We start from the raw sequence: 12,782 nt of genomic DNA on the forward strand, positions 1-12,782 counted from the left end.
AGCGATGTCACTCTGGACCCGTATCTCCGACGCGCTGGCTGCGCTTGCCAAGGGCGAAAGCCTGACCGACGTCTTCGACAAGCTGCGCGCACCGCCCGAAAAGACGGTGGCTTTTGCCATCGCCGTGATTGCGCTTGGCGCCAAGATGGCCAAGGCGGACGGCCAGGTGACACGGGACGAGGTCACCGCCTTCCGCGAGGTGTTCCAGATTGCCCGCGATGACGAGACCGGCGCGGCGCGGGTCTTTGACATGGCGCGCACCGATGTCGCGGGCTACCAGGAGTACGCCCGCCGCATCCAGCGCATGTTCGCCGAGGATCCGACCACGCTCTGCGACCTGATGGAGGGGCTTTTTCATATCGCCATGGCCGATGGGTTTTATCACCCGGGCGAGAATGAATTCCTGGAGGAAGTCAGCCGCATCTTCGGGCAGACTCCGCAGCAGTTCCAGGCGCTTAGGGCGCGGTTTGTGCCGGACGCCCCCAAGGATCCCTTTACCGTGCTGGGGGTCAGCCCCGAGATGACCAAGGAGGAGATCCGCAAGCACTGGCGCAAGCTGGTGCGCGAGACCCACCCGGATGCGATGATTGCGCGCGGGGTGCCCGAGGAAGCCGTCAGGCTGGCCGAGAAGCGGATGATCGACATCAACCGCGCCTGGGATGAGATCAACGGATGCTGCGGCAATGCGGCTGGCCACCTATAATATCGAATGGTTCGCCAACCTGTTTGATGGCGATGACAACCTGATGCTGGACGGCGCGCCTTCGGCGCGCCACGGCGTCGACCGCTACACCCAGGGCCGCGCCATTGCCCATGTGCTGCGCCGCATTGATGCGGATGCGGTGATGGTGGTTGAGGCGCCCAACACCGGCCGCACCCAGCGCACCACCCGCGCCCTGGAGCGTTTTGCGGAAGAAGCCGGCCTCAGGGCGCGGGAGGCGGTCAGCGGCTTTCCCAACGACACCCAGCAGGAGATTGCGCTTCTGTACGACCCTGACGTGCTGGGCGCGGTGCACGACGCCCGCTCCACGCCAGAGGCGCCGCAATTCGACGGCGTGTTCCGCATCGATCTGGATATCGACGCGCGGGAGGACGAGGTGCGCTTTTCCAAGCCGCCGCTGGAGCTGGCGGTCACCACCAAGGGCGGCACCAGGCTGCGGATGATCGGTGCGCATCTGAAATCCAAGGCACCGCACGGGGCCAAATCCCGCGACGAGATCACGGCTGTTTCCATCGCCAACCGGCGGAAACAGCTGGCGCAGGCGATCTGGCTGCACCGGCGGGTGGCTGAGCACGCGGCGGCGGGCGAGCATGTGATCGTGATGGGCGACCTTAATGACGGCCCCGGGCTGGACCAGTACGAAAAGCTTTTTGGCCACTCTTCGGTCGAGATCGTCATGGGGGGGCTTCTGAATGACCCCAATGCGCAAAGCCTGGCCCGCCCGCGCGCGACCTCACTGCCCAGCACCTCGCGCTTCTACAATCCGGAAACCAAACGCTATTTCCGGGCACTTCTGGACTATGTGATGATCTCGCACAGCCTGATGGGCCGGCAGCCGCAATGGCGCATCTGGCATCCGTTTGAGGACGGCGAATGCTATCAGGATGAAGAGATGCGCGAGGCGCTTTTGAATGCGTCTGACCACTTTCCGGTGACGCTGGATTTCAGTGTGGCCTGAGAAAACCGCCGCTCAGACGGGACCGGGTGCAAGGCCGCTGCCGCAGTTGCATATGCGCGGGGACTCAGCTAGCCCTCCCCGAATTCCTCTACTTCGGAAACTTCGAACGCATGCTATCGGTGATAGGGAACTTAATCTTTGTCTTGTTGTCGAAGTGGTGGCATTTGATGCCCTCGGAGTTTCCATCCTTTTCGGGCAAATAGTTCATCACCATCGACAGGGCCTTGATGATCTTCTTGTCGGTGGACGTCGAGATATCCACGGCTTCGCCGCTCAGGTGGCGGGAAACGCTGCCCCAGGGCGCCTTTTCCAGCATGCATTTCACAAACCCGCTCAAATCCTTCTTGACCATTTTCAGGTCATCCAGCTCTTTCCACAATTCCTGGTACTTCGGCTGCCTGACAAACCAGTAGATATCCCCGTTCTTTCCGTATTTCTTGAGATGCTTGTCCCAGTACTTAAACATGGCGCGGGCCTGGCCTCTCTTGTCGCGCAAGCCGGAAACAACAACGATCGGCGTGCCTTCGTAATGAGAAGAGACTGCGAGCAAGACTTCAATGAGCTCTTTCTTAACACCCTGCGTTTTGCCGGTCACTTTGCCGGGGTAGGTATTCCCGCCGGTGTCGGCTTCCTTGATTGAGCTGTCTATCTTCTTCTTGATCTCCTTGTTCATCTTGTCAGAGATCTTTTTTGCCTGCTTTTTGGCTTCATCGGGGGACCCAAGGTCTCCCTTCTTTTCACCGCTGGCCCAATAACTGTCGTAAAGCGCCTCTGCTTCCTTTGCGATACTCTCCCACATGGCCCCCCAGACGGTTGAGGAGACTTTTTGCGTCTTTGCTGCCTTCTCCAAACTCTTCTTGGCCGCCGCAAGCGCCTTCTGGTGCTCCTGCGACTTCACCTTCTGGATTTCCTTTTCCTCTTTTTTCTTTTCGGCCTTGGCTTTGGCGGGTCCGGCCAAGAGTTTCTTGATCGTGCGTTTGCCCGGGTCAACCCGCCCATCCGGCCGGAAACCGCAGATATTTTCCTGAAAACTGCTGATGGCCTTGTCCAGTTTGCCGCTTGGCTTGCCGTCCGGTTTCAGTTTTGAAAACCCGGCATCGCCAGCAAATGGATTAAGCAGCGTCTGGATCGCTTTGACGTCATTTGGCTGGTTTTTGCCTCCCTTTCCAACGGAGGCGCTAATTTTTTGTCCCATAAGACACCCCAAAAACTCGTTACATTCACATACAAACAACCAGTTGGGACCGGACCCGTTGACCTAAGGGGCCTGGCCCTAAGAAAAGAGTAGGCTGCGGGTTTTTGGTCTGCCAAGGTTTTTTCCGCCTTTGGCGGGAGGTTTCCACCTGGATCAGTAAGGCCGTCTGGCGCGGACTTCCTGCATTTTCTGACACTTTCCGCTCTGCGCCGGCGTGTTCCGCAGGCGCCACGCGGACCAAAGGCCCAGTCCCGGGCCGGCAGCAAACACCCGCCCGGTATGCAATTGCAGCGCAACCCCTCTGTTCCCGCCCTTCAGACCCGCCTATATTGGCGCCATGAAACAGATCCTCCTTTCTGCCGCATTGACTGCTGTCCTCTCAGCTCCGCTTTCCGCTCAGGAGGCAGGGGAGGAAGACAATGGCCCCTCGCTGATGGAGCGCGGAGCCGAGCTGCTGCTGGAAGGGCTGGTGCAGGAAATGGCGCCTGCCTTGGAAGATCTGCAGGGGCTGATGGAGGAAATCGGCCCCTCGATGGGCGCCTTCCTCAGCGAAATGGGCCCTGCCTTGGCTGAGATTGCCAAGGAGGTTGAGGATTGGAGCGCCTATGAGCTGCCTGAGATCCTGCCGAACGGCGATATCATCATCCGCAAGAAACCCAGGGACAAGGCGCCTGCGGAAAATGAAGACAGCGCCGAAGAAGGCGTTACCGAGATCTGATGCCGTGCGGCAGGTTCACGCTGCCGGCGCAGGACCTGCTTTGCTGAAAGTCAGATGCACCTCTGCATCCAGTGTCTTGCCCAGCGACTGCAGCCGGGATTCCGCCACCTCGCCGTAAAGCGCCCGCGCGGCCACCGGCAGCTCCACATGCAGCACCCGCTTGCGCGGCTGCCAGCGCAACGCGCCGATCTCGCCTTTGCCGGTCACCATCAGCATGGCGCCAAAGCGCATTGCCTTGCCCAGCACCTCAGCCTCGTGCTGGCTCTTTTCATCCAGCAGCCCGTAGAGATGCGCAAAGGCGCTGCCCTGGCGCTTGTTGCTGTAGCGGTGCAAGAGCGCCAGTCCCAGGAACACCCGCTCCGAATGCTTGAGCCCGCCCAGGTTGGCACGGGTGGCATTGTCGAAACAGACCTCGGCGCGGTAATCGGGATGCGCCCGCCAGCTCACGTCATGCAGCAGGCAGGCCGCTTTGATCAGCCGCCGTTTGCTGTGCCGTGCGCCCGGGAACAGCGGGCTGACAAAATCATAGAGCGTCTTGCCGAACCCGGGGATGCGCGCGTCTTTCATTTCGGCAAAGCGCGACGCTTCGACCAGCGGGTCCCGCTCGCGCAGGCGCTGGGGCATCTGCTCGTACAAAAGCCCCTCCCGGATGCCGTAGCTGGAGACTGCAATGTCCTTGGGTTTGAAGGTCTTGACCAGCCGGGTCAGCACGTCGATGGCATAGGGCACCAGGCTTGCACGGCTGGAGGAGATGCCGCAGGTGCTGCGCAGCTCGTCCATGTCATTTTCGGCGATGAATCTGGCGGTGGCACGCACATCAGCAGCCGTCATCCGGTATTCATGCAGCACTTTCAGCGGATAACCGCGCCGGTGCATGTCGACACGGGCAATCGCCCGCCAGCTGCCGCCGACCAGGAACAGCCGGTCGCGCTGCGGCCCCATCTCGGATTTCAGCTGCTCAATCACGTCCTTGATGTGCTGCTTGCGGCCTTTGCGGCCGCCTTTCACATCCCGCAGTTTCAGCGGCCCCAGCGACGAGGTGACCCGCTGGCCCACCGTGTTGTCCTGGATTTCCGCCAGTTCCATCGACGAGCCGCCGATATCGCAGACCAGCCCATAGGCGCCCGGCCATCCCAGAAGGACCCCTTGCGCCGACAGCCGCGCCTCTTCGCGCCCGTCGATCACGTGGATCCTGAGGCCTGTCTCGCGCAGGACTTCCTCGCAGAACTCAGGACCGTCCTCGGCGTCGCGCACTGCGGCGGTCGCAACCGCGGACAGCGGCGGCAGCCCCATGCCTTCGGCCAGCTGCTGGAAGCGGCGCAGCGCCGACAGCGCCCGCTTGCGCCCCTCGGGGTTCAGGCGGCCGCTCTCCGACAGGCCGGCCCCCAGCGCGCACATGATCTTTTCGTTATAGAAGTAGGCGGGGCTTCGCGCGGCGCCGTCGAACACCACCAGGCGGACCGAGTTGGAGCCGACATCGACCACCCCCACCCGCGACAGGGCCCGGGCGCCCGGGTCGTCAAAGATCGGGCGGCCGAAAGGGCCCCACTCGGCGATGCTTGCGTCCGAGGCGTCCTGAATCATGTCCATGAGGGCTCCGTCTTGCGATCCGGCAACAGGATGTGCGATGGGCGGGCAGGGGTCAACCGCTTGCGGATGCGTCATTTTCCGGGCCTGCCTCGCGGATTTCAGTCAGTCCGCGCACCGCTAAGGGGCGCGTCAGGTTGCGTTTCTCGGCCAGCGATAGGTGGTCCAGCCGCCGCACCACCCGCGCCGCAGTGGCAAAGGAGCGGTCCATATGCGCCACCAGATAGGGGATCACATCCGGCTTGGGGGTGATCTGGCGGTCATTGAACAGCTTGGCCAGCACCACCGCCAGCAGCTGGTCGTCCGGCGCCTGCAGCTCGGCATGGGTCGCGGCCTGCACCCGGCTTTGCAAATCCGGCAGGCTGAGCCGCCAGAGATTGGGCGGCTGCTGGCCGGTCATGATCAGCGCATGGCCGTTGGCCAGCACCAGATTGTGCAGGTGGAACAGCGCCTTCTGCCGCGCGGTGTCGGCGGCAATCACCGGCACGTCCTCGACCGCGACGGGCGTCCGGGCCAGCTCCGGCACTGCGGCCTCCGTCAGCTCAGTGGCATTGACGATCCGCCCGCCGGACTGGTCCGCCCAGACATGCACCAGATGCGTCTTGCCCGCCCCCTTGGGCCCGGTCAGCACCAGCTTGCCGCTGGGCCAGGCAAAGCCGGACTCCAGCAGCGAAACGGCCATCGCATTGGAGGCGGTGACAAAGAAATCCTCCCGCCCCAGCGCGGGTTTGGCAGGGAGTTTGAAGCTGAGCTGCTGCGCCATCGTCTTAATCCGTGTCACAGTTATTCGGCATCGGGGTGGCTTTGCCCCTGGTACAGGCGGCTGTCCAGATACTGCTCGGTCAGGAAACGCGCCAGCACGCCCAAAGCTGCGGCGACCGGCACCGCCACCAGCATGCCGACAAAGCCGAACAGCGCGCCAAAGACGGACAGCGCCAGCAAGAGCCACACCGGGTGCAGGCCGACCGAGCCGCCGACCAGTTTCGGGGTCAGGAAATTGCCCTCGGCCACCTGGCCGATGGCGAAAATGCCGGCCACCAGCCCGATCGACACCCAGTCGCCCCAGAACTGGAACAGCGCCAGGCCGATGGCCAGCGCGCCGCCGATCAGAGCGCCGAGGTAAGGGATGAAGGTGATCAGTCCGGCAATGAAGCCCACAGCGAGGCCGAAATTCAGCCCCACCAGCATCAGCGCCACCGCGTAATAGGTGCCCAGGATCAGGCAGACCGTGCCCATCCCGTGGATGAAGGAATGCAGCACCGCGTCAATCTCGGAGGCAATGCGGCGGATCACCGGCTGATGGTCGCGCGGCAGCAGGTCGTCAATGCGTGCAATCATCCGGTCCCAGTCCAGCAGCAGATAGACCGCCACCACCGGCACGATCACCAGCAGCACCACCACATTCAGCAGCGACACAGCTGAACCTGCCACCGATTGCAGCAGCTCCACCGCGCGCGATTGCAGCGTCTGCGCGATAGCGGTGATCGCCTGATGCATCCGGCTGTCCTGCTCGAAGATGGCCGGGAAATGCTCATTGGCGAATGCGCGGGCATCGCGGAACAGCTGCGGCAGCACGTTGACCAGATCAATCATCTGGTAGATCAGCGTCGGCACCACCACCAAGAGCATCAGCAGGAACACCAGCAGCGCGCCAACTGTGATCGTGGCAGTCGCGCCCGTGCGGCTCATTCCCCAGGTTTCCAGCCGGTCGGCAATCGGGTCGATCATATAGGCGATGGCAGCGCCCAGCACGAAGGGCAGCAGCACATTGCCAAGCGCCCACATCACAACGGCAAAGACCAGGGCGGCAATGCCCCAGTATTTGAACTGCTTCTTTGCTGGTAGCGCCATGTTGTTCTGCCCGTCCTTGGTCCGTCTGGTTCAGGATCTTGTGTCCAGTCTTTCCCGATGGGGCAGGGTCTTGCAAGGGGGCGGCGTCATTCCCCTGTGGGCAAGGCGGGGATAAGGCGGAAAAGGCCGTGGGCAAATGGTGGACGTTTCCAGGGGACGGTGTAAAACCGGCCGGCCTGATGTTTGGCGGCGGGGCCCGCCGTCAGGCCGCCCCCTGGCAAGCCCCGGCTGCAAATGGCTTGCGGCCAGGCCGCGCGGCTGCGCCGCCAGCGGGGCTGAGGCAGCTTTGCGCCGTCTCAATAGCCTTGGATTTTTTGAGAGACCTTCGCCTTGTTTCTAATGATCCGGGCTTCTCGAATTCCGATGGTGCGAATAAGTGAAGCAAAAACAATTTCTTGCGCAGTGAAGTGCAAATTCCCTTGGTTCTGATTCGGAATTGGAAACCGAAATTTCTCCCGGACGATTTTGTTTGAGAAAATCCTGATGTTTGTATTTTTAGGCATACCGTTACGGAAAGGGGTTGGCCGGAGGAATTTGCATTCTTTCCGGGCGGTAAAGAATTTTGGGAGGGACCAATGAAAAAATACATGAAAAGCCTGCTGGCAGCAGGCGCATTAGCTGTGTCCGCAGCCATGCCGCAAACCGCCGCGGCTCAGGGCTTCTCGTCGACAGAGGTGCAGCTGCATCAGGGCGACGGCTATCTGTTCGGCCGCAACGGGATCAACGAAACCAGCCGGACAACCGTTACGCTGGATCACATCACAGTCCGGGACTGGGGCGATCTGTTCTTCTTTGTCGACTTCTTTTCCGATGGGGACGGCACTGGCCGCAAGAGCGATCAATACGGGGAAATCTACGTGCATTTCTCCGGCCGCAACGCCGGCCTTTCCTTCGGAGACGGGCTCATCAAGGATGTGGCCCTAGGCGCGTCCATCAACCAGGGAACTGATTTTACAGCAGCTTTGATCGGCCCGCGGGTATCGTTCAACGTGCCGGGCTTCCGGGTGCTCAGCCTTGGTCTTTATGCCTACGACACTGTCACCGATCCGTTCGATCGGGATTTGGACACCACCTATCAGGCAACCGTTGTTTGGGACCGGCCGTTTGACATCGGCAGCCAGAAGTTTCTGTTCAAAGGCTTTGTCGACTTCATCGGCGAACGCGGGCAGGGGGTCGACAACCAGATCCTGTTCTCGCCGCAGCTGCGCTGGGATGCGGGCCACGCCATGGGCAAGAAGCCGGGGGTGTTCCAGATCGGCTTGGAATACAATCATTTCGAAAACAAATTCGGCGTGACCTCTGCGGACGAGGATTCACTTTCGTTGTTTGCGGCTTTCAAATTCTGACGGGAGGTTAAAAGCGCAGGCCTGATTTGGCCTGCGCACTTTAATAATTCAATTTAATGATGTGCCGTCCGGATATTTTCGGAGGGCTCTTTCCATTTGTTTTCTCTGTTTCCGGTTTTTCCCGATCGGCACACCTGAATGAGAATACAAGCCGCCCCCATGGTGCGGCGGGGTGCTCTTCAGCTGTGTATGGTTCCCAGCTCTGGCGTGTCCTCGTCCGCTGCTTCATCCGGCCAGTTGGTGCGCCAGACTTCGGCCGACCAATGGCCGCAGTGCACGGAAGGGCGGTCAAAGCCCGCTACCGACGGCAGCAGCGGCGCGACCACCACGTCGTGGCGCGGCACCGCGAAATAGGGGAAGGAGTAACGCTCCTTGCCGGTCTTGTTCACCACCCGATGCGGGGTGGAGACCAGACGCCCGCCGGACCACAGTTCCAGCATGTCGCCGATATTGACGACAAATCCGCCCGGCGGGCAGTCGGGTGTGATCCAGCCGCCGTCGCGGGTCTGAACCTCAAGCCCCCCCACCGGGTCCGGCGCAATGATGGTCAGCGCGTCGGTGTCTTTGTGCGGGTGGATGCCGAACCCTTCCTCCTCCGGCGCCTGCGGCGGGTAGTGCAGCAGGGTCATGTTGGTGAGCGGCGTTTCAAACGGTTCCTGAAACGCCGCCGGGTCCAGGCCCAGCCCTTCGGCCAAAGCGCCCAGCAGCAGGTGGAAAACACCGTCGAGCTGCTCCCAGTAGCCCAGGATCACCTCGCGCGCCTGCGGGACCTCGACGGGCCAGCGGTTGGGGCCGTAAAGCGCACAGGCCGCGCGTACGGGGTCATCTTCTGCCACTTCGTGGTGCAGCTTGTAGCCCTCGTATTTATCGGCCTTGCCGGAGCCGTCGTTGGGGGTGAAGAACCCCATCGGAATGAAGCCGCGGTAGTTCTCGCGGGTAATCGCCTGGTCCCACTTGGACTTTTCCTCCACGGCAAAGATTGCCCGGACCGCGCGGCGGACTGCATCCACGGTGTCCTGCGCCACGCCGGTGCCGGTGATGGAGAGAAAGCCGATATCCTCCGCCGCCGCCAGAATGGCGCGGATGGTCGCATGCCGCTGCGGGTGCTCCGCCCCGCGCAAGGGGGAAATGTCGATGGTTGGAATGCTCTGCATCAATGGATCCTCACGCCCTGGCGGTTCAATTCGCTTTGCACCTCTGTGATGCTCACGTCTTCAAAGCTGCAGCCCGATTTCACCGACAGCGCCGCGGCAATGCCCGCGCCCTGGCCGGCCACGGCGCAGCAAGCCATGTTGCGGGTCGCGGCGTGGGCGATTTTATCGCCGCCGATGGCACGGCCAGTAACCAGCAGGTTCTCCACCCCCTTGGGCAGCATCGAGCGGTAGGGGATCTGCATGTAGCGCCCGGTGGTCGGCAGGATCAGCACCCCGTAGCCGTCAATGAACTCCGGGTAGATGCCGATGGTGTCGTCGAACCGGCCCTGATTGCGGGTCTCGTCCTCGGTGATGTTGTGATGGGCGTCGATCTTGCGGGTGTCGCGGATGCCGATGGTCATGCCGAAGTTCCGCAGCCGCGCACCCTCGCAGCCCGGCGTATAGGCCCGCAGCGCGTTGATGGCATGCATAGCCTGCTGGCGGCCCTCGATCTCGCCGCGGGTCATGCTGTCGGGATCGGTGCCGTCGATGCCCGCCAGATGCACCAGGTTCATATAGGTCATCTCGCCACTGTCATGCACCGCACCCCAGGTGCCCCCGATGGTGTTCAGATGCGCGGGGATCACCCCGTCGCGGATCGCCTGGCCAAAGGGTTTCGCCAGGAAGGGCGAGAACATATCGTCTTCCTTGCCGGATGTCTCCACCTGCCATTCGCCGGTGGACCAGTTGGCATAGGTCTGCGGATCAGCCTTCACACCGTCCATGAACTTCTGCTTGTCGACGCCGGCGATGTGGAACATCACGCTAGCCGCCTGCATTTCCTCGACCGGGGTCTTGATGGTGGGGGCGCCCATCATATGGGCAATATCGGCATCGCCGGTGGCGTCGATCACCCGTTTCGCCAGCACCGCCTCGCGGCCGGCCTTGGATTCCACAATCACGCCGGTGATCCGGCTGCCCTCGCGGATCGGTGCCACAAACACCCGGTGCAGCATCGGGTGGATGCCGGCCTCTTCCACCAGCTTGTCGGCAACCAGCTTGAAGCCCTCGCTGTCCAGTTCATAGGACAGCGACTGGCTTTCGGGCACTGCGGCCCCCATCGCCTTGGCGCGTTCTTCGAACTCCCAGCCGATGCCGCCGGCCTCGACCGTTTCCTCATGCCGGTACCAGGCAAAGCCCTCGACGCCGACGGTGGTGATATTGCCGCCAAAGCAGCCGAAGCGGTCCAGCAGGGTGACTTCCACGCCTGCGCGTGCCGCCGCCAAGGCCGCTGCCAGCCCGCCGGGACCCGAGCCCACCACCAGCACCTCGGTTTCGTGAATGACCGGAATCTCGCGCGCCGGTTCGGTAATGGTCCTGACCACGTCTATCTCCCTTATGCCTGCTCAAGAGCGGTGTTTCCGGTAACACTTTCGAATCTTGAACGGCGGTTCAAGTTCTTTTGCGACGCGGTGTCGCAAATGCGGCATGAAGAGGCGGGGTTATTCCGGAAAGCCGGCCTTGCGCAGCAGGTCTTTCTCGTGGTCCAGCTGGGCGGGATCGGCGTAGATCTGGGTGCCGGCCCAGTGGGTGATGGTAAAGTCCGGCCTGGCTTTCAGCGCCAGCTGCGCCTCCTTGGCGGCGGTCCCGAAATCTCCCAGCTCGGCATAGGTCAGCGCAAGATCCATATGCCCAAAGCCCGGCGTGCGGCGGCTGTAGTCCTGAAAGGCGTCGATCGCATCCATGTGGTTGCCCGCCAGCCGGTGGGCCATGCCCAGAATGCCCGCGTAGAACCCGGGGTAATGCGGGCTCAGCTGAATGGCGCGCTGGGCATAGTGGATGGCTTCCTCGGCCCGGCCCGCAAACGACAGGGTGATAGAGAGCCGCATCGCCACGTCTGCGTGGTTCGGGTTCAGCGACAGGGCAGTGTGGAACTCATCAACGGCCAGATCATGGTGGCCCTCTATGGCGTGGACAAATCCCAGCACCGCGTAGGCGTCGGCACTGTGCGGGTCCAGCTCCAGCGCCTTGTGGGCATAATCCCGGGCCTGGCCGGCCGAAACCGCAGGCGTATCCGTGAACAGGTGCCGGGCTTCAACCGTCTTGACGAAGCCCAGCGTGCACAGCGGCGCAGCATAACCGGGGTCCAGCCGGTGCGCCTCCAGCGCATAGCGCTTGGCCTCGGCAAAGCTTTGCTTGCTGATTTCGCGGGTGCAGGCAAAGGCGCGGATCTGCTGGTACCAGGCCCGCAGATCACGGGTGCCGCTGCCCTTCAGGCGGGCCATCTCGCCCTCCAGCAGCTCCACCTGCAATTCGGTAGCCACCCGCAGGGAGATTTCGTCCTGCAGCTCAAAGATATCATCCAGGTCGCGGTCGTAGCGGTCGGCCCAGACATGGTGGCCGCTCTGGGCGTCGATCAGCTGCGCGGTGATGCGCAGACGGTTGCCGGCCTTGCGGGTGCTGCCTTCCAGCACGTAGTCGGCAGACTGCTCCTTGCCCACCTTGCGGATGTCAACGGCCTGGCCCTTGTAGGTAAAGGTCGAATTGCGCGCGATCACCCGCAGCTGCGGGATCTTCGACAGGGTGGTGATGATATCTTCGCTGAGGCCGTCTGAGAGGATCTCTCCCTCCGGGTCGCTGGAGAGATTGTCAAAGGGCAGCACGGCAACCGCTGGCGGCTTCAGCGGTTTTCCAGTCCGGCTGCCGCCGGCCGGAGCGGGGTTCCAGCGGTAGACGGTGATGGCGTCGTCGACATTTTTGAACCGCTGCGGCCCCTGGTTGGAAAAGGCGGCGGCCAGATCCGGCCCCGCCTCGCGGATTGCCTGCTCCGACAGCAGGATGCCGCCAGCCTCGGCTGCCTCCTGCAGCCGTGCGGCAAGGTTCACCGCATCGCCGAAAATGTCTTCGTCTTCAATGGTCACCGCGCCAAAGTGAATGCCGATCCTGAGGCGGAATCTGGGGTGGCCCCGCAAAGCGCGCTGGATGGTGCGGGCGCAGGAAATGGCATCGGGAACCGCATCAAAAGTCACCAGCCAGCCGTCGCCCATGCTCTTGATCAGGGCGCCGTGGCAGCCTTTGACCTGCGGGTTGAAGACGGTGCTGCGCAGCGATTTCAGATCCGCCAGCGTGGCAGCCTCGTCCTGATGCATCAGCCGTGTATAGCCGACGATATCCGCCGCCAGCACCGCGCTCTGCTTCTGCTGCACCAAGTGTCCCATGAGGCAAGGGTAGGGGGAACCGGAACTAATTTCTACTTCTCCGGGCAGCACCGCC

General features: G+C 62.4%; 11 protein-coding genes. 4 read left to right on the forward strand and 7 right to left on the reverse strand.

Annotation, left to right across the window (positions count from 1 at the left end):
- Positions 1-4: 4 nt before the first annotated feature.
- Both RA20_RS03140 and RA20_RS03145 read left to right on the forward strand, forming a co-directional pair.
- Positions 5-703 carry a molecular chaperone DjiA gene (locus RA20_RS03140; protein WP_039124572.1) on the forward strand — a complete coding sequence of 233 codons (699 nt, stop codon included), beginning with the start codon at positions 5-7 and terminating at the stop codon, positions 701-703.
- Positions 684-1,679 carry an endonuclease/exonuclease/phosphatase family protein gene (locus RA20_RS03145; protein ID WP_039124574.1) on the forward strand — a complete coding sequence of 332 codons (996 nt, stop codon included), beginning with the start codon at positions 684-686 and terminating at the stop codon, positions 1,677-1,679. Before RA20_RS03140 ends, RA20_RS03145 begins: the two co-directional genes overlap by 20 nt.
- An 88-nt stretch (positions 1,680-1,767) precedes the next feature.
- On the opposite strand, the gene RA20_RS03150 is transcribed toward RA20_RS03145, so the two are convergent.
- A complete protein-coding gene (locus RA20_RS03150; RefSeq protein ID WP_039124576.1) occupies positions 1,768-2,874 on the reverse strand; it encodes a peptidoglycan-binding domain-containing protein in 1,107 nt (368 codons plus the stop codon).
- Positions 2,875-3,211: 337 nt separating this feature from the next.
- On the opposite strand from RA20_RS03150, the gene RA20_RS03155 reads away from it, so the two are divergent.
- A complete protein-coding gene (locus RA20_RS03155; RefSeq protein WP_039124580.1) occupies positions 3,212-3,592 on the forward strand; it encodes a hypothetical protein in 381 nt (126 codons plus the stop codon).
- Positions 3,593-3,607: 15 nt separating this feature from the next.
- Here RA20_RS03155 and RA20_RS03160 read toward each other — a convergent pair whose 3' ends face one another.
- The 3 genes from RA20_RS03160 to RA20_RS03170 are packed head-to-tail and all read right to left on the reverse strand — an operon-like array spanning position 3,608 to position 7,030.
- Entirely contained in the window at positions 3,608-5,182 is a 1,575-nt protein-coding gene (locus tag RA20_RS03160) for a Ppx/GppA family phosphatase (protein WP_039124581.1), read from the reverse strand.
- Positions 5,183-5,234: 52 nt separating this feature from the next.
- Positions 5,235-5,942, reverse strand: a complete 708-nt coding sequence (locus RA20_RS03165) for an HdaA/DnaA family protein (protein WP_039124582.1) — start codon at positions 5,940-5,942, stop codon at positions 5,235-5,237.
- Positions 5,943-5,962: 20 nt separating this feature from the next.
- Positions 5,963-7,030 carry an AI-2E family transporter gene (locus RA20_RS03170; RefSeq protein WP_039124583.1) on the reverse strand — a complete coding sequence of 356 codons (1,068 nt, stop codon included), beginning with the start codon at positions 7,028-7,030 and terminating at the stop codon, positions 5,963-5,965.
- Positions 7,031-7,605: 575 nt separating this feature from the next.
- Here RA20_RS03170 and RA20_RS03175 point away from each other — a divergent pair.
- Positions 7,606-8,376, forward strand: a complete 771-nt coding sequence (locus RA20_RS03175; protein WP_039124587.1) for a DUF5020 family protein — start codon at positions 7,606-7,608, stop codon at positions 8,374-8,376.
- A gap of 179 nt (positions 8,377-8,555) precedes the next feature.
- Here the strand turns inward: RA20_RS03175 and RA20_RS03180 are convergent, their stop codons facing one another.
- The 3 genes from RA20_RS03180 to RA20_RS03190 all read right to left on the reverse strand — a co-directional run bounded on the left by RA20_RS03180 (position 8,556) and on the right by RA20_RS03190 (position 12,715).
- Positions 8,556-9,530: an isopenicillin N synthase family dioxygenase gene (locus RA20_RS03180; protein WP_039124588.1), complete on the reverse strand. Its 975-nt coding sequence runs from the start codon at positions 9,528-9,530 to the stop codon at positions 8,556-8,558.
- On the reverse strand, positions 9,530-10,894 hold the full coding sequence (locus RA20_RS03185; protein WP_039124589.1) for an FAD-dependent oxidoreductase: 1,365 nt from the start codon (positions 10,892-10,894) through the stop codon (positions 9,530-9,532). Before RA20_RS03185 ends, RA20_RS03180 begins: the two co-directional genes overlap by 1 nt.
- 117 nt (positions 10,895-11,011) lie before the next feature.
- Positions 11,012-12,715, reverse strand: a complete 1,704-nt coding sequence (locus tag RA20_RS03190) for an adenylate/guanylate cyclase domain-containing protein (protein WP_193748760.1) — start codon at positions 12,713-12,715, stop codon at positions 11,012-11,014.
- Positions 12,716-12,782 lie beyond the last annotated feature (67 nt).

Source organism: Leisingera sp. ANG-Vp, from assembly GCF_000813725.1.
GTDB lineage: Bacteria > Pseudomonadota > Alphaproteobacteria > Rhodobacterales > Rhodobacteraceae > Leisingera.